The organism is Acidovorax sp. Root402, from assembly GCF_001425125.1.
Taxonomy (GTDB): Bacteria; Pseudomonadota; Gammaproteobacteria; order Burkholderiales; family Burkholderiaceae_C; genus Acidovorax; species Acidovorax delafieldii.
Map to the genome: position 1 here is coordinate 78,319 of NZ_LMDQ01000014.1, position 22,676 is coordinate 100,994.

General features: G+C 63.4%; 24 protein-coding genes. 15 read left to right on the forward strand and 9 right to left on the reverse strand.

Features of this window, described 5'->3' with window-relative positions:
• The first annotated feature begins 67 nt into the window (after positions 1 to 67).
• The 3 genes from ASC83_RS11580 to ASC83_RS11590 are packed head-to-tail and all read left to right on the forward strand — an operon-like array spanning position 68 to position 1,978.
• Positions 68 to 1,027, forward strand: a complete 960-nt coding sequence (locus ASC83_RS11580) for an asparaginase (RefSeq protein WP_056062383.1) — start codon at positions 68 to 70, stop codon at positions 1,025 to 1,027.
• A 19-nt stretch (positions 1,028 to 1,046) separates the two neighbouring features.
• The gene (locus ASC83_RS11585) at positions 1,047 to 1,466 is read left to right on the forward strand and encodes a hypothetical protein (RefSeq protein WP_056062387.1); all 420 of its coding nucleotides are present in this window, start codon (positions 1,047 to 1,049) and stop codon (positions 1,464 to 1,466) included.
• Positions 1,467 to 1,507: 41 nt separating this feature from the next.
• Positions 1,508 to 1,978: a DUF6152 family protein gene (locus tag ASC83_RS11590; RefSeq protein ID WP_056062391.1), complete on the forward strand. Its 471-nt coding sequence runs from the start codon at positions 1,508 to 1,510 to the stop codon at positions 1,976 to 1,978.
• Between the two features lie 152 nt (positions 1,979 to 2,130).
• Here ASC83_RS11590 and adk read toward each other — a convergent pair whose 3' ends face one another.
• The 6 genes from adk to ASC83_RS11620 all read right to left on the reverse strand — a co-directional run bounded on the left by adk (position 2,131) and on the right by ASC83_RS11620 (position 6,275).
• Positions 2,131 to 2,787 (reverse strand): adenylate kinase, encoded by a 657-nt coding sequence (gene adk / locus ASC83_RS11595; protein ID WP_056062394.1) that lies wholly within the window; start codon positions 2,785 to 2,787, stop codon positions 2,131 to 2,133.
• A gap of 256 nt (positions 2,788 to 3,043) precedes the next feature.
• The gene (gene kdsB / locus ASC83_RS11600; RefSeq protein ID WP_082522432.1) at positions 3,044 to 3,874 is read right to left on the reverse strand and encodes a 3-deoxy-manno-octulosonate cytidylyltransferase; all 831 of its coding nucleotides are present in this window, start codon (positions 3,872 to 3,874) and stop codon (positions 3,044 to 3,046) included.
• The gene (locus ASC83_RS11605; RefSeq protein WP_056062396.1) at positions 3,871 to 4,053 is read right to left on the reverse strand and encodes a Trm112 family protein; all 183 of its coding nucleotides are present in this window, start codon (positions 4,051 to 4,053) and stop codon (positions 3,871 to 3,873) included. Before ASC83_RS11605 ends, kdsB begins: the two co-directional genes overlap by 4 nt.
• A 28-nt stretch (positions 4,054 to 4,081) precedes the next feature.
• A complete protein-coding gene (gene lpxK, locus ASC83_RS11610; protein ID WP_056062399.1) occupies positions 4,082 to 5,182 on the reverse strand; it encodes a tetraacyldisaccharide 4'-kinase in 1,101 nt (366 codons plus the stop codon).
• Between the two features lie 5 nt (positions 5,183 to 5,187).
• A complete protein-coding gene (locus ASC83_RS11615; protein WP_056062402.1) occupies positions 5,188 to 5,622 on the reverse strand; it encodes a biopolymer transporter ExbD in 435 nt (144 codons plus the stop codon).
• Between the two features lie 5 nt (positions 5,623 to 5,627).
• A complete protein-coding gene (locus tag ASC83_RS11620) occupies positions 5,628 to 6,275 on the reverse strand; it encodes a MotA/TolQ/ExbB proton channel family protein (protein WP_056062406.1) in 648 nt (215 codons plus the stop codon).
• Positions 6,276 to 6,627: 352 nt separating this feature from the next.
• On the opposite strand from ASC83_RS11620, the gene xseA reads away from it, so the two are divergent.
• Positions 6,628 to 7,953: an exodeoxyribonuclease VII large subunit gene (gene xseA, locus ASC83_RS11625; protein ID WP_056062409.1), complete on the forward strand. Its 1,326-nt coding sequence runs from the start codon at positions 6,628 to 6,630 to the stop codon at positions 7,951 to 7,953.
• A 209-nt stretch (positions 7,954 to 8,162) separates the two neighbouring features.
• A complete protein-coding gene (locus ASC83_RS11630) occupies positions 8,163 to 8,744 on the forward strand; it encodes a superoxide dismutase (protein ID WP_056062412.1) in 582 nt (193 codons plus the stop codon).
• Positions 8,745 to 8,916: 172 nt separating this feature from the next.
• Here the strand turns inward: ASC83_RS11630 and ASC83_RS11635 are convergent, their stop codons facing one another.
• Together ASC83_RS11635 and ASC83_RS11640 are read right to left on the reverse strand one after the other, a co-directional pair.
• Entirely contained in the window at positions 8,917 to 9,456 is a 540-nt protein-coding gene (locus ASC83_RS11635; protein ID WP_156379484.1) for a DUF192 domain-containing protein, read from the reverse strand.
• Positions 9,457 to 9,652: 196 nt separating this feature from the next.
• Positions 9,653 to 9,856 carry a hypothetical protein gene (locus ASC83_RS11640; protein ID WP_056062415.1) on the reverse strand — a complete coding sequence of 68 codons (204 nt, stop codon included), beginning with the start codon at positions 9,854 to 9,856 and terminating at the stop codon, positions 9,653 to 9,655.
• Between the two features lie 225 nt (positions 9,857 to 10,081).
• Between ASC83_RS11640 and icd the strand changes: the two genes are divergently transcribed.
• A complete protein-coding gene (icd, locus tag ASC83_RS11645; RefSeq protein WP_015014237.1) occupies positions 10,082 to 11,341 on the forward strand; it encodes an NADP-dependent isocitrate dehydrogenase in 1,260 nt (419 codons plus the stop codon).
• A gap of 92 nt (positions 11,342 to 11,433) precedes the next feature.
• Here icd and ASC83_RS11650 read toward each other — a convergent pair whose 3' ends face one another.
• Positions 11,434 to 12,345, reverse strand: coding sequence for a LysR family transcriptional regulator (locus ASC83_RS11650; protein ID WP_056062418.1), 912 nt, complete (start codon positions 12,343 to 12,345; stop codon positions 11,434 to 11,436).
• Positions 12,346 to 12,451: 106 nt separating this feature from the next.
• Here ASC83_RS11650 and gstA point away from each other — a divergent pair, with 106 nt between their 5' ends.
• The 9 genes from gstA (at position 12,452) to ASC83_RS11695 (ending at position 22,629) form a co-directional block, all read left to right on the forward strand.
• Positions 12,452 to 13,072 carry a glutathione transferase GstA gene (gene gstA, locus ASC83_RS11655; protein ID WP_233193738.1) on the forward strand — a complete coding sequence of 207 codons (621 nt, stop codon included), beginning with the start codon at positions 12,452 to 12,454 and terminating at the stop codon, positions 13,070 to 13,072.
• 11 nt (positions 13,073 to 13,083) lie between these two features.
• A complete protein-coding gene (locus ASC83_RS11660) occupies positions 13,084 to 13,302 on the forward strand; it encodes a 4-oxalocrotonate tautomerase family protein (protein ID WP_056062421.1) in 219 nt (72 codons plus the stop codon).
• Positions 13,299 to 13,679 carry a nuclear transport factor 2 family protein gene (locus tag ASC83_RS11665; RefSeq protein ID WP_056062424.1) on the forward strand — a complete coding sequence of 127 codons (381 nt, stop codon included), beginning with the start codon at positions 13,299 to 13,301 and terminating at the stop codon, positions 13,677 to 13,679. Before ASC83_RS11660 ends, ASC83_RS11665 begins: the two co-directional genes overlap by 4 nt.
• A gap of 1 nt (position 13,680) precedes the next feature.
• Positions 13,681 to 14,781 carry an MBL fold metallo-hydrolase gene (locus tag ASC83_RS11670; RefSeq protein WP_200938931.1) on the forward strand — a complete coding sequence of 367 codons (1,101 nt, stop codon included), beginning with the start codon at positions 13,681 to 13,683 and terminating at the stop codon, positions 14,779 to 14,781.
• A gap of 2 nt (positions 14,782 to 14,783) precedes the next feature.
• Positions 14,784 to 15,770 carry a catalase family peroxidase gene (locus ASC83_RS11675; protein WP_056062431.1) on the forward strand — a complete coding sequence of 329 codons (987 nt, stop codon included), beginning with the start codon at positions 14,784 to 14,786 and terminating at the stop codon, positions 15,768 to 15,770.
• Positions 15,767 to 16,447, forward strand: a complete 681-nt coding sequence (locus tag ASC83_RS11680) for a DsbA family protein (RefSeq protein WP_056062432.1) — start codon at positions 15,767 to 15,769, stop codon at positions 16,445 to 16,447. The genes ASC83_RS11675 and ASC83_RS11680 overlap by 4 nt, the downstream gene beginning before the upstream one ends.
• Positions 16,448 to 16,720: 273 nt before the next feature.
• Positions 16,721 to 18,571: a PAS domain S-box protein gene (locus tag ASC83_RS11685; protein WP_056062435.1), complete on the forward strand. Its 1,851-nt coding sequence runs from the start codon at positions 16,721 to 16,723 to the stop codon at positions 18,569 to 18,571.
• A complete protein-coding gene (locus tag ASC83_RS11690; RefSeq protein WP_056062437.1) occupies positions 18,568 to 18,978 on the forward strand; it encodes a response regulator in 411 nt (136 codons plus the stop codon). Before ASC83_RS11685 ends, ASC83_RS11690 begins: the two co-directional genes overlap by 4 nt.
• An 18-nt stretch (positions 18,979 to 18,996) precedes the next feature.
• Positions 18,997 to 22,629 (forward strand): EAL domain-containing protein, encoded by a 3,633-nt coding sequence (locus ASC83_RS11695; RefSeq protein ID WP_056062439.1) that lies wholly within the window; start codon positions 18,997 to 18,999, stop codon positions 22,627 to 22,629.
• The last annotated feature ends 47 nt before the right edge of the window (positions 22,630 to 22,676 follow it).

Consider the following 22,676-nt stretch of genomic DNA (forward strand, 5'->3'; position numbering starts at 1 on the left):
GGCGGTTACAGTGGCGAACAACTGTTTTTTAATCCAGTAACTGTATTTTTCACCAGTTTTTCGGAGTATGCAAGTGAGTGGGCAAAAAATTGTGGTTTTGGGCACCGGTGGCACGATCGCGGGCACCTCTGCCCAGGCGGGAGACAACATCGGCTACACCGCGGCCCAGGTGGGGGTGGAGCAACTTCTGACGGCCGTGCCAGGCTTGCAGGCACTGGCAGGGGGCGCCTTGGCTGCAGAGCAGGTGGCGCAGATCGACAGCAAGGACATGGATTGCGAGGTGTGGCGCACGCTGGCACTGCGGTGCGCGCACCATTTGAGCGACCCGGAGGTGAGAGGTGTGGTCATCACCCATGGCACGGACACCTTGGAAGAGACCGCGTGGTTTTTGCACGAGGCGCTGGATGCGCGCAAGCCCGTGGTGCTGACCTGCGCCATGCGGCCCGCCACAGCCCTGACCCCCGATGGACCCCAGAACCTGCTGGATGCGGTGGCTTCGGTGTTGGCACCGGGTGCAACAGGTGTGCTGGCCGTTGCTGCGGGTGAAGTGCATGGCGCTCGGCATGTGCAAAAAGTGCATCCCTACCGCGTCAATGCCTTCAGCTCGGGCGAGGCCGGTCCTTTGGGATGGGTGGAAGAGGGCGTGGTCCGCTGGGCATGCAATAGCCCGGTAGCGCATGTCAATCATGCCGATAGCGCTATGAATAATATAGTGAACGCTGTGGCTTGGCCGTGGGTGGAAATCGTCATGAACCATGCGGGGGCATCGGGCAGGGCGGTAGATGCGCTGGTGCGAGAGGGCGTGCAGGGCCTGGTGGTGGCCTGCACCGGCAATGGCACGATCCACCACGATCTGGAGGCCGCTTTGGTGCGTGCGCAGGACGCCGGGGTGCGGGTGGTGCGCTCCACCCGCTGCGCGGAGGGTCAGGTGCTGCCCAAGCCGGGGGATGCGTTGCCCGCCTCGCAGGGCCTGTCGCCGGTCAAGGCGAGGGTTGCTCTGATGCTGGATTTGCTGCGGGCGGATTGATCGAAAAGGACTGCCAGCCGTGTTCACCGCACTCAAGACACACGCCTGGGCTTATCCCGCGCTCGAAGTCGTCCACATTGTGGGCATTGCGCTGTTGCTGGGCAATCTGGTGTTGCTGGAGTTGCGGGTGTTTGGGCGCGGTGCGGCCTTGCCGATGAAAGACCTCGCGCGGCTGGGTCTGACTTTGGCCGTGTGCGGCTTTGGATTGGCGGCAGTATCGGGTCTGTTGATGTTTGCCACCCAGCCTGCGGAGCTGCTCAGCAACCGCGCCTTTACCTTGAAGATGCTGTTGTTAATGCTTGCGGGCTGTAACGCGGCGTGGTTTCATGCACGCGGTTCGCTTGCACGCCTGGACGGGTTGGCACGTCTGCAGATGCTGGTGTCCACCGTGATCTGGCTGTCGGTGGTGGCCTGTGGCCGCTGGATTGCGTACCTTTGATATGGCCCCTTGAACCGGGTTTTATTCCTACGGGAGTCTTTATGGGCTTGCAACGTCGTCATGTGCTGATCGCCGCCAGTGCCTTGCCTTTGGGGGTGCACGCCCACCATGGCTGGAGCAGTTTCGATGCAGACCGACCGCTGTATCTGGAGGGCACAGTGCGCAAAGTGCGCTGGCAAAACCCACACGCAGAGCTGGAGCTGGAACCGCCCGCAGCGCTCCGGTTGCCAGCGGACCTTGCGCAACGTGCCATCCCTGCGCAGACAGCGCCCGTGGATGGCCGCGCGCTGCTGGCCAAAACGGTGCTCCCCACCCGCAAGGACCGCGTCTGGGAGATTGAGCTGGCGCCTTTGACCCGCATGCAGGCGTGGCAGGTACCAGAGATCAAGCCAGGCACCGCCGTATCAGTCGTGGGTTTTGGCCTGCGGGACGAAAAGGGCGAGGCGGTACTGCGCGCCGAGTACCTGTTTGTGGACGGCAAAGCCTACGGCCTGCGGTCCAGTCCTGCCTGAGTCAACGCACACGCCCGCAGCAGGCGCCTGTCGCGGCTGCCGTGCTTCAAGGCGGCCCATGAAAAAAGCGACGCCCTGGTGCGGTGCGTCGCTTTGATGTGGCTTGACCGCCCAACGTGTGTCAGGCGGTTTTTTGCTCCTGGTTCAATGTATCAGCTGGCCAGCGCCTGCAGCGCGCGTGCGGTGATCTCGTCCACACTGCCGGTGCCGCTGATGGCGCGGTACTTGGGCGCTACAGCGGGTTCATCCTTGGCCCAGTTGCTGTAGTAATCCACCAAGGGGCGCGTCTGGTCGCTGTAGACCTGCAGGCGCTTCTTGACGGTTTCTTCCTTGTCGTCTTCGCGCTGGATCAGTTCTTCGCCGGTCACGTCGTCCTTGCCTTCCACCTTGGGGGGGTTGAACTTGACGTGGTAGGTGCGGCCGCTGGCGGGATGCGAGCGGCGGCCGCTCATGCGCTCAATGATGGCGTCAAAGGGCACATCGATTTCGAGCACATAGTCCAGCTTGACGCCTGCGGCCTTCATGGCGTCGGCCTGGGGAATGGTGCGGGGGAAACCGTCGAACAGGAAGCCGTTGGCACAGTCTGCCTGCGTGATGCGCTCCTTGACGAGACCGATGATGATGTCGTCACTGACCAGGGCGCCCGAATCCATCACTGCCTTGGCCTGCAGGCCCAGGGGGGTGCCGGCCTTGACCGCTGCGCGCAGCATGTCGCCGGTGGAGATCTGGGGGATGCCGTACTTCTGGCAGATGAACGTGGCTTGCGTGCCCTTTCCGGCGCCAGGCGCGCCCAACAGAATCAGTCTCATGGATGTCCTCGAAGGTTAGAAATCGGGTGGCGCCGCTGGCGGGGACGTTCGAAGGGCGCCTGAAGCCGTTCTGTGCGCCCGGGATGCGGTGCTCTCGTTACAGTTGAGGATAGCATGTGACCACCTTGCGCTGACTTACATGGGTGACCGTTTCTAGGTCGGTGCCTCCACGTGTGCACCATGGAGCCCCGCTGTACGTCCCCAGTGCGTTGAAATGCGCCCGCAGTGCACACCGCACGGCGGCGCCAGAGAGCTTTCAGCGAAACAGCGCGCGCACCCGCTCCAGGTCCTCCGGCGTATCCACGCCAGGGCCGGGCGCCGCGTCTGCCAAGTGCACGGCGATGTGGTGGCCATGCCAGAGTGCGCGCAGCTGCTCCAGGGCCTCCACCGCCTCGGTCGGTGCTGGCGCCAGCTGCGGAAATTTCCGCAAGAACCCTGCGCGATAGCTGTAGATGCCCACGTGCCGCAGCGGTGCAAAGCCTTGCAGTGCCTTGACGCCGGGCTGTGCGGCCTGTGCCGCGCCCTCCCACCAGGCCGTGCCCGCGTGGTCGCGGCCAAAAGGGATGGGTGCACGGCTGAAGTAATGGGCCAGACCCCGCGCGTCCAGCACCACCTTCACCACATTGGGGTTGGTGTAGTCGGCCAGGGACGCAATGGCATGGGCAGCGGTGCCCATGCTGGCTTCGGGGCGCTTTCCATCTCGGTCTTGCAGCAGGCTTGCCACGGCATTGATGAGGCCGGGGTCTATCAGCGGCTCGTCACCCTGAACATTGACCACGATGTCGTCGCCGTCCAGCCCCAGCTGTATGCAGGCCTCGGCCAGCCGGTCGCTGCCGCTGGCGTGGTCGGCGCGCGTCATGACGGCATCTACGCCATGCACTGCGCAGGCTTGCAGGATGCGGGCATCGTCGGCGGCCACCACGACGCGGGTTGCGGCGCTCTGCGCAGCACGCTGGGCCACGCGCACCACCATGGGCAGGCCCGCAATGTCGGCTAGAGGCTTGTCTGGCAAGCGGCTTGAAGCCATGCGTGCCGGGATCAGCACGGTGAAGGGGGTGTGGGCTACGGCGGGCACGGGTGCGCTCACTGCTCCAGTTCCTCGTCGGTCAGGGTGCGTGCTTCGTTTTCCAGCAACACCGGAATTCCGTCGCGCACCGGGTAGGCCAGCCGCGCGCTGCGCGAGACGAGTTCCTGCGCCTCGCGGTCATAGGTCAGGGGTCCTTTGGTGACGGGGCAGACCAGCAGTTCAAGCAGTTTGGGGTCCATGGGGGAGGAGCTTTCCGGGAGGGTTCGTTCAGGCAGGGGCAGATGATAGCGGCGGCCTTTGGGCTCCTGGGCCGGTCGCAACTCGATGGAGCCAGGCATCGAGGACGGTAAAAAATTGCGGGTCCATCTGCGCGACCAGGGGAACAGCCAGTGCGTCGGGATGGCGGGTCCAGAGCTTGACGGCGTCTTTTTCAGTGCAAACAAGCTGCATACGCTGGTCGGATATGCGCTGCCAGCTATCAAAATCATAGTGATCTGGCAGGGCCTCGGTGCGCTCCAGCGCCAGGCCCTGGGTGCGCAGCATGGCAAAAAACTCGCTGGGTCTGGCCACGGCTGCCACCGCATGCAGCGGTTGCCCCTGCATTTGGGCCAGCGGCACCTGGTGGCCGTTCGACCGCAAGGCATAGGGCGCCAGGCTACGCTGTAGCTCAAATGCAGGCGCCTTGGTCCCGTGCGGCGGCGCACTGCCTGCGTGCAGCACGATGTCCACGGCGCGGGGCCAGGGCTCCCGCAGCGGGCCGGCAGGCAGCAGAAATCCGTTGCCGATGCCCTGGTCATTGAAGATGCAGATCTCCAAGTCCCGCTGCAGCGCCAGGTGCTGCAAGCCGTCATCGCAAATAAGAACGTCGGTGTCAGGGTGCGCGGCCAGCAGCGCGCGTGCGGCAGCGATGCGGCGCGGGGCCACAAACACAGGCACTGTGCCACCCGCCGCCACGCTGCGGGCAATCAGGGCGGGCTCGTCGCCCACCTCACTGGCCATGCTGTCAGGCAGTACCGCACGGCAGTCGTGCGTGCTGCGGCCATAGCCGCGCGAAATCACGCCCACGCGCAGGCCGCGCGCCTGCAGGTGTTTGGCGAGTGCGATGACTACCGGGGTCTTGCCGGCGCCTCCGGCAATCACATTGCCCACCACGATGACGGGGCGGCCCGGGTGTTCGGAGCGAAGCCAGCCCCTGCCATACAGCCAGCGGCGCAGCGCCACCAACGCGCCATACACCAGGGAGACGGGCCACAGTGCCCAAGCCGCCGGACCCCGGGACTGCCAGATGTTGTGAAGCCGTTGTTCGGCCGTGGGCGGAGAGACCTGCGGGGCCGAAGCCCGGGGCGGCTGCGGCCCGGAAGCGGCCATGCCCGTCAGCGGCTGGCCGCGCGTCCCGACGCGGACGACTGCGTGGCAAACGTGATCTGCGTGAGGCCCACGCGGCGCGCGGCTTCCATCACAGTGACCACGGACTGGTGTGGCGACATGGCGTCGGCGCTGATGATGACCACGCTGTCGCGGCCTGCGGTGGCAGCACTGCGCAAAGCCTGGGCGATGGCATCCACACTCTTGCCTTCCACGCCGGTCTTGTTGACGGCGTAGCGGCCGTCTGCGGCCACCGACACGATCACTTCCTTGGGATGGTCGCGCTGCTGCTCGGCATCGGCCACGGGCAGGGTGAGTTGCAGCTCCGTGAACTTGCTGTAGGTGGTGGTGAGCATCAGAAAGATGAGGATCACCAGCAGCACGTCGATGAACGGGATCAGGTTGATCTCGGGCTCATCCTTGGCGCGGGGACGAAAGTTCATGGCGCTTACTTGGCTTTGCGCAGGCGCAGGATGTGGCGAACGAATTGCTCCGACGCCAGCTCCAGCGTGAGCAGATATGCGTCCACGCGCGCCCGGAAGTAGCGCCAGAAGATCAGCGAGGGGATCGCCACGATCAGGCCAAACGCGGTGTTGTAGAGCGCGATGGAGATGCCATGCGCCAGCTGGGCCGGGTTGCCGCCACCCATGGCCTGGCCCACACCGCCGCCGCCAGCCTGCGAGCCAAAGATCTCGATCATGCCGATGACGGTGCCCAGCAGGCCCAGCAGCGGCGCGGCTGAAGCGATGGTGGCCAGGGCCGACAGGTACTTCTCCAGCCGGTGCGCTACCGCGCGGCCGGTGCCTTCCATGGCGGCGCGCAGGTCGGTTTCGCTGCACTGGGGGTTACTGTTGAGGGTACGCAGGCCGCTGGCCAGCACTTCACCCAGGGCCGAGTTCTGGGCCAGCTGGTTCACCACGTCGGGGGTGGGCAAGGCCTTGGACGACACCGTGATGGCTTCGTCGAGGAGTTTGGGGGGGGCCACGCGGGCCGTTTTCAGGGCCAGAAAACGTTCAAAAATCAGTGCCAGTCCCAGGACGGAACACGCGATCAGGGGCCAGATGGGCCAGCCTGCGGCTTGTATGATGGACAGCAAATCTCTCTCCGCGCAGATGAAAGCAATCGGCGATTATGGCCTAGCTTGCGGCGGCTACCGCGTCACAAACCGTTACGTTATCGCGCACGCCACCCATCACCGCGCTCACCCACAAAAACTGTGGATAACTTTGTGGGCAACCCATATCCACAGCCTCGCAAAGTGGCTTCGCGCCGTGCTTGCAACAGATTGATGAAAAATTGTGCAGTGAAAAATGTATATAAATCAACAACTTGCACGTGCTCTCGTGTTTTGCAGCCGATTGGGGTGCCCAGTTTGAAGGTAACTCCCGCTGGCTCGAAACTGTGGAGTACTCGCAGGGGGGGCGCGGCGCCAACGCGCGCCGTTTCTCATGTTTGATCGTTCAAGCCCAGCAGCGGCGCCCCGTATCTGGGAAGTTGGCGCGCTGTGCCGCGCCATTGCTGATGCCTTGGAGGCGCGCTTCAATCCTGTCGCGGTGCGCGGCGAGATCACGGGCTTCTCGCGCGCGTCCAGCGGACATTGTTATTTTTCGATCAAGGACGCCAACGGGCAGTTGCGCTGCGCCATGTTCCGCCGCGCAGCCACGCTGCTTGACTTTTCGCCGCGCGATGGTGAATTGGTGGAAGTGCGCGGGCGTCTCGGTGTGTATGAGGCGCGGGGCGACCTGCAGTTCATCGTGGAAAGCATGCAGCGGGCGGGGCAGGGCGCGTTGTTCGAACAGTTCCTGCGGCTCAAGGCGCAGCTCGACGCCGAAGGCCTGTTCGACACGGCGCGCAAGCGCCCGCTGCCGCTGCAGCCCCGCGGCATTGGCCTGGTCACCTCGGCGGGTGCTGCCGCGCTGCACGATGTGGTGACGGCGTTGCGCCGCCGGGTGCCGCACATTCCGGTGGTGCTGGTGCCCGCGCAGGTCCAGGGTGTGGCCGCCCCGCCGTCGATCATTGCGGCGCTATCAAAACTGTATCTACTCGCGCAAGCGGGGCAGGCGCCTGGGGCTGATTCGAACCGGCATCCGCCCATTGACGTGATTTTGCTGGTCCGTGGGGGAGGCTCCATCGAGGACCTATGGGCCTTCAACGACGAGCAACTGGCCCGCACCATCGTGCAAAGCCCGGTGCCCCTGGTCAGCGGGGTGGGGCATGAGACCGATTTCACCATCGCTGACTTTTGCGCCGATCTGCGCGCACCCACCCCCACCGCGGCGGCCGAGCTGGTGGCTCAGCCGCGCGAGGTCTGGCTGGGCGCGCTGGATTTGCTGGCAGGCCGCCTCAGCGATGGTGTGCAGCGCCAGCTCGATACCCGCCACCAGCGGCTGGACCAGGCCGCGGCCCGCCTCGGCCGTCCCTCAGGCCTGGTGGCGCGCCAGCAGCTGCAACTGGCGCGCCTTGCGCAGCGCATGCGCCATGGGGTGCTCCTGAAAATGCAGCTCCTGGCGCAACGCCAGCAAACACTGGAAACCCAATTGCCCCAGGCTCTGCAACGCAGTGCTGCGCAGCACGCCGAGCGGCTGGACCGTGCTGCCTTGCGGTTGGAGCTGCTGGACCCACGCTTGGTACTGCAGCGCGGTTATGCGCTGCTGACCGACACCAGCGGCCAGGCGGTGACCAGCGTGCGCCAGGCCCAGCCGGGCGACGCGCTGCGGGCCACGCTGGCCGACGGCGCCGTGGATGTGACGGTGTCGCAGCCACGGTTGCTGTGAGCGGATTGCGGAGGGCGAGGGCTGCAGGGCTTTTTTGTAGGACAGCGGCGGTTTGTGGCGTTGCGGGTGGGGAACCGGGAGCCCACATGCTGCACAGGTCACCTGATGTTCCTACAATGCCCCCTTCGCGCTGTGTCCGACTGCATTGCTCAGGAAAGCCCGCGTTGCAGACGGCATCCCAGAATTTCAAACCACGAGGAAACACCACCATGGAACACACCCTTCCCCCGCTGCCCTACGCCATCGACGCCCTGGCCCCGCACTACAGCCAGGAAACCCTGGAGTACCACCACGGCAAGCACCACAACGCCTACGTGGTGAACCTCAACAACCTGCAAAAGGGCACCGAGTTCGAATCCCTGACGCTGGAAGAGATCATCAAGAAGGCCAGCGGTGGCATCTACAACAACGCTGCGCAAATCTGGAACCACACCTTCTTCTGGAACTGCATGGCTCCCCAGGGTGGCGGTGAGCCATCGGGCGCACTGGCCGCAGCCATCAACGCTAAGTGGGGCAGCTACGCCGCCTTCAAGGAAGCCTTTGTGAAGTCCGCCGTGGGCAACTTCGGTTCGGGCTGGACCTGGCTGGTGAAGAAGGCTGACGGCAGCGTGGACATCGTCAACACCGGCGCCGCTGGCACGCCACTGACCACCGCCGACAAGGCCCTGCTGACGGTGGACGTGTGGGAACACGCGTACTACATCGACTACCGCAACATGCGTCCCAAGTTCGTCGAGACCTTCCTCGACAAGCTGGTGAACTGGAAGTTTGCTGAAGCCAACTTCGCCTGATCGCTCCGTGCAGTTGCGGTGTGGTGCTCAGCCCACATCGCACTGACAACAAAAAACGGCCCTCGGGCCGTTTTTTGTTGCTCCACAGAAAAGTTGAAGTCTTTTCGACCGGATGCGCTAGTGAATCATGCCTGTGCTGCTAGTGAAAATATAGCGTCAGTCGCCACTTGCATTACTGCCGAGCAAACGGGGTCCCTCCGAGTTTCGCCCCGGCCTTGATGCCCTTCTTGGCAAACCAGCCCTGGTTCATCTCCAGCACGTAGCGCACGGGCTTGGCCGAACAGTGCGAATCCAGTGTCTGGGGCTTCATGTCCTCTAGGTTCACGATGGTACCGTCATCAGCAATGAAGGCTGCCGTGAGCGGCAGCAAGGTGTTCTTCATCCAGAAGCACTGCTGCGAGGGCTGTTCAAACACAAACAGCATGCCCTCGTGCGCGGGCATTTCCTTGCGGTACATCAGGCCCGTTTGGCGCTCCTGCGGGGTGAGGGCGACCTGGGCGTCGATGCGGTGCATGCCTGCGGTCAGCTCCACGCGCCGCAGGTTCATCTGGGGGCCTTCCTGCGCCTGGGCGATCCCAGCAGACGCTGCCAGTGCGCCCACTACCAGCCCAGCACACCACGCCCCGACGGCGCGGCGGGCGCGGCTTGGAACACCGGTCGCACCGCACAGGGCGGCGAGCGGGAAGGCTGGGAGGGCGCGTGAGGCGATCATGGGCGGGGCTTTCTGGTAAAAAAGACAACACGAAGTGCGGCAACTGCGCCAGGGACGGACTGCAGCGGTCGCGAAAAGTTCAGACGGTGTGCAGGGCGTCTGCAGCACCAAAGAAAACGCCCGCAGGAGCGGGCGGTTTTGAATCAGCGAAGGCGTGGGACCCGGCGGCGGGCACAGCAGGCCTTGCAGTGCTGTTTCAGGCGGCCTTGTGGGCGGTTTTCTTCTTGGCGACCTTTTTGTGGGTCTTTTTCTTGGCGACCTTCTTGGTGGCCGGTGCTGCTGCCTGGGCCGTCATGGGAGCGGCTGCAGGAGTGGTGGTGGCAGGGGTGGCTGCGGGTGCCTGTGCAAAAGCACCAGCAGTGAACAGACCGGCCACGAGGACAGCGAGGAGTTTTTTCATATATGCCGTTTCCAGTGTGAACGAAGGTTGAAGGGCCGGACGAATTCCGTACGGCTCCACTCGCAACGATAGCAGCGCGCGGCCCGTTGACAGGGTCTTCGACGAAATTTTTTGTCATTAGAATGGTTTGAAACCACACTGCCACGCCTGTGGCGGTGCCTCTTTTCCTCGCTTTGCCCCTCATCGACCGAATCAGACTCGGCGCATACCGGAGACTCCCCACCCATGACCACCTACCAGCACATCGTGGTGCCTGCCGAAGGCCAGAAAATCACCGTCAACGCCGACATGTCCCTGAATGTGCCGGACGAGCCCATCATCCCCTTCATCGAAGGTGACGGCACGGGCCTCGACATCACGCCCGTCATGATCAAGGTGGTGGATGCAGCCGTGGCCAAGGCCTACGGCGGCAAAAAGAAAATCCACTGGATGGAGGTGTACGCGGGCGAAAAGTCGACCAAGGTGTACGGTCCCGATGTGTGGCTACCCGATGAAACCCTGCAGGTGCTGCGCGAGTACGTAGTGTCCATCAAAGGCCCGCTGACCACGCCCGTGGGCGGCGGTATCCGCTCGTTGAACGTGGCGCTGCGCCAGGAGCTGGACCTGTACGTGTGCCTGCGCCCTGTGCAATATTTCAAGGGCGTGCCCTCGCCGCTGAAGGAGCCTGAAAAGACCAACATGGTCATCTTCCGCGAGAACTCGGAAGACATCTACGCTGGCATCGAATTTGAAGCCGAGTCCGACAAGGCCAAGAAGCTCATCAAGTTTCTGCAGGACGAGATGGGTGTCAAGAAGATCCGCTTCCCCAACACGTCCGGTCTGGGTGTGAAGCCCGTCTCCATCGAGGGCACGGAGCGTCTGGTGCGCAAGGCCATCCAGTACGCCATCGACAACGACAAGCCCAGCGTGACCATCGTGCACAAGGGCAACATCATGAAGTACACCGAAGGCGGCTTCCGTGACTGGGCCTATGCCTTGGCACAGAAGGAGTTCGGTGCTGAACTCATCGACGGTGGCCCGTGGTGCCGCCTCAAGAACCCCAAGAACGGCAAGGAAATCACCATCAAGGACAGCATCGCCGATGCCTTCCTGCAGCAGATCCTGCTGCGCCCGGCGGAGTATTCAGTCGTGGCCACGCTGAACCTGAATGGTGACTACATTTCTGACGCGCTGGCCGCGCAGGTGGGCGGCATTGGCATTGCCCCTGGCGCCAACATGTCCGACTCGGTGGCCTGCTTTGAAGCCACCCACGGCACGGCGCCCAAGTACGCGGGCAAGGATTACGTCAACCCCGGCTCCGAGATCCTGTCGGCCGAGATGATGTTGCGCCACATGGGCTGGACAGCGGCTGCCGACCTGATCATCAGCTCGCTGGAGAAGTCGATCGCATCCAAGAAGGTGACCTACGACTTTGCCCGCCTGATGGAAGGTGCCACGCAGGTCAGCTGCTCGGGGTTTGGGCAGGTCATGATCGACAACATGTAGTCGCATCCGCCTTGGCTTCGGGGCGGTTCAAAACGTCTCCATAAAAGAAGAACCCTGGTGCGTCATTCGGACCAGGGTTTTTTGTTTGCGCCTCATCGTCCCAGCGCGCGTACCAGATAGTCGATGAGCACCCGCACCCGCAGGGGCATGTGCCGGTTGCCTGGGTAGATCAGCGAAAACGGGCGTGACGCGCCCGCATGCCCCGCCAGCACTTCGACCAACTGGCCGTTGCGCAGATCCTCCTCCACCAGAAAACGGTACGTTTGTACCAGGCCTGCTCCTGCGCGGGCCAGCGTGACCTGACCCAGGATGTCATCAGCACAGCGCAACTTGCCCTGGGTCGGCCATTCCATGGTCTGGCCCTCGTGCACCAGCAACCAGGGAACGACCTGCCCGCTGCTCGGCAGCACGAACTGCACGCATTCATGTCGTTCCAGCTCGTCTGGCGTAGCGGGTGCGCGGTGGCGTTTCAGGTAGGCCGGGGCTGCGACAACGATCAAGGCCGCATCCTCCAACTTGCGAGCCACCAGGCTCGAATCTGGCGGTGTTCGGCCGCGGATGGCGAGGTCAAAACCTTCCTCGGTGAAGTCCACGTTACGGTTGGACAACTGCAGTTCTATCTCTATGTCGGGGTACTTCTTGCTGAACGCGGGCAAGAGAGGCAGTACGCGATGGTGGCCGTACGAAGTGGGCAGGCTCATCCGCACAAGGCCTGCTGGCTTGAGTTGCTGGCCCGACGCCTCACGCTCTGCCTCGCTGAGTTGCGTCAGCGCCTGGCGGCATTGGTCGTAATAGCGCTGCCCAACCTCCGTCAGGCGCACTTGGCGCGTAGTGCGCATGAGAAGGCGCACGCCCAGACGCTCCTCCAGCCGTGCCACTGAACGGCTCACGGCAGCCGCCGTGAGTCCTGTGGCCTTGGCTGCCGCAGTGAACCCCTGGTGCTGCGCCGTCAGGCAGAACAACTCAATGCAGCCCAGGCGAAGGTTGTCGAATTGCCGGTTCATTGTTGATTCTTATGTAATTAGTGATTTGAAATGAATCTAGTTTATTGTCAATTTCATCGCAAATACAGTTACTGCATCACCAACCACGGACGTAAGGAGTCCCCAGATGCAGAACTCGATCAAGCTTTACTACTCTCCCGGCGCATGCTCGCTGGCGACGCACATTCTTCTGCGCGAAACCGGCACGCCATTCACGCTGGAGAAGGTGGATACCCACAAACACACCACCAGCACTGGCGGCGACTTCTATGCCATCAGCCCCAAAGGCCAGGTGCCTGTGATCGAACTTGCTGATGGGACGCGGATCACCGAAGGGCCGATAGTTGCTCAATATGTGGCGGACCGGGCGGGCGCACGCACCCTGATGCCCCCCGCAGGCAGTCTGGAGCGCTACCGGGTCATGGAGTGGCAGAACTACGTGACGGCGGAACTGCACAAGTCTTTCACCCCGCTGTTCCACAGCGATGTGGATGCCAATGCCAAGAAGGCGCTGGCTGCTGTGCTTTACAAGAAGCTGGTCTGGCTCGACGGACAACTGGCTGGCAAGAGCTACCTCACGGGCAGCGATTTCACTGCCGCCGATGCCTATCTGTTCGTGGTGCTGGGCTGGGCCAAGTTTGTTCAGATCGACTTGGGGGAACTGCAGCACATCGGCAGCTTCATGGCGCGTGTGGCAGCCCGCCCCGAGGTCCGTGCCGCGATGCAGACAGAAGGCCTCGTAGCCTGAGGAATACTCCCATGCCTTACATCAAGATCCAGATCACCCGCGAGGGTGCATCGCGCGAGCAAAAGGCCCAGCTGATTCGGGGCGCTACCGACCTTGTCGTGCAGGTGCTCGACAAGAACCCTGCCACTACTTTTGTTGTGATCGAAGAAGTGGATACCGACCACTGGGGCATCGCTGGCGAAACCGTGACCGTGCTGCGTGAGCGGGCGAAGAAAGGCGGTGCGCAATGAGTAGCGCCGCTGACTTTGCCGCCATCCATTCGGTGCTGGAGCTGTACCTCGACGGCCTTTACCACAGCGACACAACGCGCCTGGCCAAGGTGTTTCATCCGCAGGCCCTGTACGCCACGGCGGTGGGAGAGCAACCCATCTTCTGGCGTATGAACGAGTACTTCCCGGTGGTGGATGCTCGCCCAGCCCCTGCGGCGAGCGGCCAAGGGCGCACCGACCGCGTGCTCTCCATCGACCTGGTAGGCCCCGTCACGGCACTGGCCAAACTCCAGTGCTCCATTGCGCCCAAACATTTCATCGACCTACTGACGCTGCTCTGGCTGGACGGACGCTGGCAGATCGTCTCCAAGGTCTTTCATTACGACATCAGAGATTGACATGAATATTCTTCGACCTTTCTCCAAGCCGTTTCTCTCTTCAGTGGGCGGGCTGGCGCTGTATTGCGTCACTGCAGTGCTGCTGGGTTTTTCTGCCAGCGCATCGGCGCACCAAGAGTGCGCGGCCCCAGGGTGTGCTGCTTCGGAGCCTTACCATGGAATGCCCGCGATTGCGACCATTGGAGCGCGCACCGGCAAGTACATGGAAATCCCCGAAGCTGCCAAGGGACCCACCATTGACCCCGCGAAGGGTTATCGAATCCAGGAACTGGGGCGCGGCCTGTACATGGTGACCGACAACGTCTACCAGGCGATGTTCGTGGTGCACGAAAAAGGCGTAGTGCTGGCTGACGCACCGCCCCCGCTGGCCGGATTTATCGCGAAAGCCATCCGTGAAGTCACGGGCAAGCCGATCACACACATCATTTACAGCCATGCCCATGTTGACCACATCGGTGCAGCAGGGGAGTTGCTAGCCACGCTGCCGCGCCGACCTGTGATCATTGCGCACGAAGAAACCCAAACCATCCTGGCGCGTGCACGTGATCCCAAACGCCCGCTGCCCGGCGTCACCTTCCGCGACAAGTACACCCTCAAAGTGGGCGGGCAGCGCCTGGACCTTTCGTACCACGGCAATGGTCATGAGCCGGGGAACATCTTCATCCTGGCACCTGAGCAACGTACGTTGATGGTGGTGGACGTCATCTTTCCCGGATGGATGCCGTGGAGACGCCTTGCGCTGGCGCAGGACATCCCGGGCTACTTCAAGCAGGTCGAGAAGATCAAGTCGATGGACTTCGACTGGCTGGTTTCTGGCCATGTTGCACGCGCCGGTACCAAGACCGATGTCGCCATGCAACACGAGTTTTTGCAAGATCTCAAAGAGGCTGCCGGCAAGGCACTGCAGAACACTGCCTCGGGCGAGGGCATGGATGCCCGCGACCAATCCAACCCCTGGGCCGTCTTTGACAATTACATAGACCGCGTGGCGGCCCAATGTGTGAACGCGTTGACACCCAAGTGGGCTTCTCGCCTGGCGGCTTTTGATGTGTACATCTGGGACCAGTGCTTCACCATGGAGCAGAGCCTGCGGCTGGATTGAACATGGCACTCAGAAACTACATCTACCTTATGTTGCTTACGCTGGCCGTTGGGCAGCCGATGGCGGTAGTAGCCCAACCATTGACAGAGTCTGTGGACGGATTGGAGGCGTTGTTTGGCAAACACGCTGGCGTGCGTCGTACGCAGACGAAGGGGCTGTGTGCGAAGGGCTTCTTCATCGGAACTGCCGAGGCACGAGCACTGAGCAAAGCGACTGCTTTTTCGGGAGCCCAAGTGCCAGCCCTCGCTCGGTTTTCGGTGGGTGGGGGCAATCCCGGCACGTCGGACAAAAGCCGTTCAACACGTGGTCTGTCGCTCAAGCTGGACCTTCCCGATGGGGCAGTCTGGATGCAGGCCAACCTGTCTGCTCCGGTATATTTTGTGAAGGACCCGGCGGACTTCGCTCCGTTTGTCCGATCCCGCGTCCCGGACCCGGTGACCGGTAAACCGTCTCCAGAACGCTTGGCAGCATTCAACCTGGCTCATCCCGAGTCGTTGCGCCAGGGGAAATATCTGGCCGAGCGTTCTGCGCCTGCGAGTTATGTCACGACTCCTTATTGGGGCGTGAACGCATTCATCTTCCGGGCTCCGGATGACCAACGCCGCTTTGTGCGTTGGCGCTTTGAGCCGGAGGCGGGAGAGCAGCGGCTGAGTGAGGAGCAGAGCATGCAGCTACCCGACGATTTTCTCGCGGCAGAGCTGAAGGAGCGACTTGCCAGAGGACCCGCTTCCTTCCGGTTTTTGGTGCAGTTGGCTGAAGACATCGACGATCCCAGCGACCCGACCGTCGCGTGGCCAGAACAGCGTCGGCAGGTCACTGCAGGGCGTCTGGTGATTGAGAGCTTGTCCGAGTCTTCGACCTGCGAGCCCGTCCTTTTCAATCCCCTGGCTCTGCCGGATGGCATCGAACCTTCTGCCGACCCGGTGCTGCTGGCGCGTCCAGCCGCATATGGGATTTCATTCGGGCGCCGAATGGCGGAGCGCCAATGAACGCCGCCGCCAGCGAGCGACACCGCTTGGTGTTTGTGGGAGACCCCATGTGTTCATGGTGCTACGGCTTCGGACAAGAACTGTCCGAGGCACTGGCCCAGCGGCCCGAAATGCAGCTCGACATCGTCACTGGTGGTCTGCGTGCAGGGGCTACTGAGGTATTGGACGATGCCGGCAAGAGCTTGAGGTTGTTTCACTGGGCGAAGGTGGAAGCACAGACAGGCCTGAGCTTTGACCGAGAGGCCCTCCTGGCTCGGCGAGGCTTTGTATACGACACAGAGCCTGTCTGTCGCGCGGTAGTTGCCGCTCGGCTCAGTCAGCCGGGTGCAAACCTGTTGGCCATTTTTCGGGCGCTGCAAAAGGCTTTTTATGCCGACGGCTTGGACACGACCGATCCAGAAGTGCTGGTCGCCGTAGTGACTCAGGCTCTGTCGGTACAGGCGTTGGATGCCCAAGGGCTGCAGGAGTGCTTCGTGGCCGATGCAACCCTCCAGGTGACTCAGAGGGACTTTGCGCAAGCGCGTCGCTGGGGCATCACCAGCTTTCCCGCACTTCTGGGCAAACATGGCGAGCACCTGGTCCGCCTGGTGGATGGTTTTGCCAAAGCGCCCGCGTTGCTTGCGACCATAGATCGTTGGATGGATCAGACATCGATGACAGTCACACCCCGGGGCTAGCGGGGGAAAGTGTATGCAACGCCACAGATGGTGAGGCCCACTTTGTACAGCAGCGCTATTGATCAGCCCCTGTTGCATGCTTCCCGATTTTTCCCACAGCCTGCATGATCGCGCTGGCAATTCAGAGTTGGCTTTTTGAATCTTTCCCTCCTAAGATGGCCTGACGCTTCGGCATTGCTGGCATAAGCCTGATGTGTGCTTTGCCGAATGTGGCGAGCGTTGAAGGTCCCTGGAGCAGCTGACTCTCCAGGAAGCAGAAAGCGAGAGGGCTGCATGGCGACTGACTTTTCTGCCGGGTACTGGGAGCAAAACCCCGATGCATTGCTGGTGCTATCACCCCAGGGCGTGGTGCTGGAGTGGAACCCGGCGGCCGAGCTGATCTTTGGCTATTCGCAGGCCGAAGTGCAGGGGCGCTCCATCCTCGACCTGATCGTGCCCCAGGGTCGCGCGCATGAAGAGGACCTTTTCCGTGCCGAGGCCCTGCGGCTGGGCACTTCGGTGCAGGAGGCTGTGCGCCGCCGCAAGGACGGCTCGCTGGTGCATGTCAATGTATCGACCAAGGCCGTGTGCGATGCGGCCGGCCAGGTGCTGTACTTTTTGTCGAGCAAGAAGGATGTCACCCAGCTCAAGGTGCAGCGCGATGCCAAGCTGCTGGAGGCGCGGTTTCGCGACCTGCTCGAATCCACCCCCGACGCAATCGTGATGGTCAACGTGACCGGGCGTATCGTGCTCGTCAACTCGCAGGCCGAGCGCGTGTTTGGCTACCCCCGCTCCGAGTTGTTGGGCCAGGCGGTGGAGGTGTTGTTACCCCACCGTTACCGGGGTGCCCACCTGGGCCATCGCAGTGGTTTTTTTGGCCAGCCGCGCACGCGCACAATGGGCGCAGGGCTGGAGCTGCATGGCCTGCGCAAGGACGGTGGCGAGTTCCCGGTCGAGATCAGCCTGAGCCCCATCGACACCGAAGAGGGCACCATGGTGATGAGCGCCATCCGCGACATCACCGACCGCAAGCGCGCAGACCAGAAGTTCAAGGACCTGCTGGAGGCCGCACCCGACGCCATGGTCATCGTCAACCGCGAAGGGCGCATCGTGCTGGTCAACTCCCAGGCGGTCAAACTGTTTGGCTGGAGCCGCGATGAGCTGCTGGGCCAGCCCATTGAGTTGCTGGTGCCCCAGCGCTTCAGCGCTCGCCACCCCGACCACCGGCGCAATTTTTTTGCCGAACCGCGTACCCGCTCCATGGGCGCAGGGCTGGAGCTGCACGGTTTGCGCAAGGACGGCAGCGAGTTTCCGGTCGAGATCAGCCTGAGCCCGCTGGAGACGGAGGAGGGCCTGTTTGTCTCCAGCGCCATCCGCGATGTAACGGAGCGCAAGCGCATCGAGCAGGTGCTGCGCGACAAGAACCTGGAGCTGGAGAACGCGGCGCTGGTCAAAGACCGTTTTCTGGCAAGCATGTCCCACGAGCTGCGCACACCGCTCAACGCCATCATTGGCTTTACCGGCACGCTGCTCATGAAGCTGCCCGGCCCGCTCAATGCTGAACAGGACAAGCAGTTGCGCATCGTGCAGACCGGTGCCAAGCACCTGCTTTCGCTCATCAACGACCTGCTCGATGTGGCCAAGCTCAGCGCCAACAAGGTCACACTGAATCTGGAGCCCGTGGACTGCAAGACCCTGATCGAAGAAGTGTCTGCGACACTGGAACTGGAGGCGCGGCGCAAGGGCTTGGCCTTTGCCGTGCATGCGCCGCCGGTGGATGTCTTGCTGCTCACCGACCGGCGCGCGCTCAGTCAGATTCTCATCAACCTCGTGGGTAACGCCATCAAATTCACGCAACAGGGGAGGGTGGATGTGGTGCTGCAGGAGTTGCTGCTGCCCACCGGCCGCGCCGTTCAGCTGCGGGTGCAGGACACCGGGCCAGGCATACCGCTGCAGGAGCAGCCCCGGCTGTTCGAGGCGTTTTCGCGGGTCGAGAGTGCGGACCGCCGCCACCATGAGGGCACGGGCCTGGGCTTGCACCTGAGCCGCAAGCTGGCCGAAGCACTGGGAGGCACCCTGGGTTTTGACAGCACCGAAGGCCTGGGCAGCACCTTCACTCTGCAATTGCCGGAGCCCCAGGCATGACAACCACCATCCATCCCGCCACCATTCTGGTCATCGAGGATGATGACGCAAGCCGCCTGCTGGTCACCTACCTGCTGGAAGCCGCTGGCCACCGCGTGCTGGCGGCCGAAAACGGCGCCGTGGGGCTGGACCTGGCCCTGGCCGAGAGTCCGGACATTGTGTTGTGCGACCTGCAGATGCCGGTGATGAACGGCTACGAGGTGGCTCGCGGCCTGCGCGCCAGCCCACGCTGGCGGGTGGTGCCACTGGTGGCGGTGACAGCCTTCTCAATGCCGGGCGACCGCGAGAAGGCCCTCGAAGTCGGCTTTAATGAACACCTGTCCAAGCCCATCACGCCCGAGACCTTTGTGCAGCAGATCGAGGCGTTTTTGGCTGGTGCCCACCCGGCTCCGCCCCAATCAGGTTGAATATCCAGCACGTACAGCATGGCAAAGATCCTCGTCGTCGATGACCTCCCAGCCAACCGCGCCCTGGTGGTGACCCTCATCGGGCACAGCGGCCACCAGGCGCTGGAGGCGGCTGATGGCGCCGAGGCGTTGGCCGTGGTCCGTGCCGAACGCCCCGACCTGGTGATCTCCGACATCCTGATGCCGACCATGGACGGCTTTGAGTTTGTGCGGCAACTGCGCTCTGAACATGGCCTGGCGGCCACGCAGGTGATCTTTTGCAGCGCCCACTATCACGAGGTAGAAGCCCTTCGCCTTGCCAAGGCCTGCGGTGTGACCCAGGTGCTGTTCAAGCCCTGCGAGCCGCAGGACATCCTGGCCGCCATCGAGCAGGCGCTCACGCAGATCCGCCACCAGCCCTCGGTGGCGCTGGAGCACAGTTTTCAGACCCGCCACCTGCAACTGATGACCGACAAGCTCACCGGCAACATGGCCGAGCTGGAGGCCATGAACCGGCGCCTGTCCGCGCTGACCGATCTGAACCTGCAACTGGCCTCCGAGCGCGATCCGCAGGTGCTGCTGGCCAATGTGTGCCGGGGTGCGCGCGAGCTGGTGGGCGCGCAGTACGCCGTGTTGTGCGTGGTGCGCAAGCACAGCGACGGTGCCATCACCTGCACCAGCGGCATGGACCCGGCCCTGCAGAACGGACCGCTCGATCTGCCTGTGGTGTCGCATGGACTGTTGGGGCAGCTGCGGGCCGAACGCCGCCCGCAGCGCCTGGTCAATGCCGGCGGCGACCCTGTAGCGCTCGGCTTGCCCGCAGGCTATCCCCCGGTGCACACGGCAGTGATCGCACCCATCGTGTCGTTGTCGTTCTCCTATGGCTGGCTTTGCCTGGCCAACAAGCTGGGAGCCGATGCCTTCAGCGCCGATGACGAAAAAGTCCTCGCCATCCTGGGCGCGCAGGTGGGCCGCATTTACGAGAACGGCAGCCTCTACCTGGAGATCCAGCAGCACGCCGACCAATTGCAGGTGCAGGTGCAAGAGCGCCAGCGGGCAGTGGATGCCCTGCGTGCCAACAAGGCCAGCCTGCGCCGGGCCCAGGCGCTGGCCAAGATATCCCACGTCATCAGCGGGCCCGATGGCGCCTTCGAGAGCTGGCTCGATACCTTGCCCGACATGCTGGGCCTGGACGAAAGCGCCATGCCCCGCTCGGCCCGCGAATGGCTGGCGCTGGTACACCCCGACGACCGCGACATGTTCCGCCGCCATGCGCTGCAGGCCGCCCACCTGGGGGCGCGCATGGATTTCACCTACCGGGTGCTGCGTGGCGACGGCCAGCCGCTGTACTTGCGCCAGGTGATGGAGCCGCTGGAGGACGAGGCGGGCCGTGGAGAGCAGGGCCGCTGGTTCAACACCATCCAGGACATCACCAAGGAAAAGCGCGCCGAAGAAGAACTGCACGAAAGCGACCGCCGCTTCAACGACATGCTCGACAAGGTCGAGATGATCTCGCTGATGCTTGACTGCGAAGGACGCATCACCTACTGCAACGACTACCTGCTGCGCCTGACCGGCTGGCAGCGCGACGAGGTGTTTGGCCGCAACTGGTTCGATCTGTTCGTTCCACCCGAGATGGGCGATGTGCGCAGTGTTTTTGCGGACGTGCTGGCCGATCGGCCATCGGCGTGGCACTACGACAACGAGATACTGACCCGCTCTGGCGGGCGGCGCCTGGTGCACTGGAACAACACCGTGTTGCGCTCGGTGGGCGGGCAGGTGACCGGGGTGGCAGCCTTGGGAGAAGACATCACGGCGCGCCGGGATGCCGAGCGGCGCATCAAGCGCCTCAACCGCGTGTACGCCGTGCTCAGCGGCATCAACACCTTGATCGTGCGCGTGCGCCAGCGCGACGAGCTGTTCCGCGAGGCCTGCCGTGTCGCGGTGGAGCACGGCCAGTTCAAGATCGCCTGGATCGGCCGCGTGGACCATGCCCTGCAAGAGGTGGTGCCGGTGGCGCTCGCCGGGGCCGGGGCGGAGTTCCTCATGCATGTGCGGCGCCGGTTGTGGCTCAGCGAAACCCCCAGGGAGGGCGAAAGCCTGAGCGCCAGCGTGGTGCGCACCCAGCAGGCCGCGGTGTGTGAAGACATTCAGAGCGACCCGCGCATTCTGGTGCCGCAGGAGCTGGCTGCGCGCGGCGTGGCATCCATGGCAGTGCTGCCCTTGCTGGTGGCGCACGAGGTGGTGGGCGTGATCGCCCTCTTTGCAGACGAAGCCGGGTTCTTTGACGATGACGAGATGCACCTGCTGACCGAGCTGGCGGGGGACATCGGTTTTGCCATGGACCACCTCGACAAGGAAGAGCGGCTGAACTACCTGGCGTACTACGACGACATCACCGGTCTGCCCAACCGTACCCTGTTCCTGGAGCGCAGCGGCCAGCACCTGCGGCCGCGCGAAGGGGCCAAGGCGCTGCTCGGCATGGGGCTCATGGACATCAGCCGGTTTCGGTTCGTCAACGACACCCTGGGGCGCCAGGAGGGGGACGAACTGCTCAAGCAGGTGGCGCAGCGCCTGCAACAAGCGGCGGGCGACGCCTACGACGTGGCGCGCATTGGCGTCAACAGCTTTGGCATCGCCGTGACCGACGCGCGGGATGCCGGCGCGGTGGCGCTGGCGCTGGATGGCCTGATGCGGGCCTGTTTTGGCGCCCCCTTTGTGCTGGGCGGCACCGAGCTGCGCATGGCGGCCAAGGCCGGTGTCGCGCTGTACCCCATGGATGGTGCCGATGCAGAAACCCTGCTGCGCAACGCGGAGGCAGCCCTCAACAAGGCCAAGGCCTCGGCAGATAGCCTGCTGTTCTACACCTCGGAGATGAACACCCGCGTGGCGGAGGCCCTGAGCCTGGAAGGCCGCCTGGGCGACGCACTGGAGCAAGGCCAGTTCGTGCTGCACTACCAGCCCAAACAGCACCTGGCCACGGGTGCTATCGCCGGGGCCGAGGCCCTCATCCGCTGGAACGACCCCCGCCGGGGGCTGGTGCCACCCGCGCAGTTCATCCCCATTCTGGAAGAAACCGGCCTGATCTACGACGTGGGTCGCTGGGCGCTGCGCCAGGCCCTGGCCGACAACCTGCGCTGGCGCCAGGCGGGGCTGGCGCCCCTGCGGGTCGCCGTCAATGTGTCGTTCTTGCAGCTGCGGCACCGGGGCTTCATTGCCGAGGTGCGCGACGCCGTGTCCCACGACGCAGGGGCGGCCGCAGGGCTGGAGCTGGAGATCACCGAAAGCATGGTCATGGACGATGTGCAGCACAGCACCGCCAGCCTGCATGCGCTGCGCGAGATGGGCATCACCATTGCCATCGACGACTTTGGCACAGGTTTCTCGTCACTGAGCTACCTGGCCAAACTGCCGGTCGATACGCTAAAGATCGACCGGTCCTTCATCCTGAACATGGCCTCAGGCCCGCAGGGCGTGGCGCTGGTGTCCACCATCGTCAACCTGGGGCACTCGCTGGGCCTCAAAGTAGTGGCCGAAGGTGTGGAGACTGAGGACCAGTCCCGGCATCTGGCGCTGCTGGGTTGCGACGAGATCCAGGGGTATCTGCTGAGCAAGCCGGTGCCTGCCGAGGTGTTTGAGGCGCAGTTTCTTCAGTCAGCGGTGGCCGATTGACAGAGCATGTCTTCGGCGTGTTTGCGCTTTGGTCCACAACGGGCTGT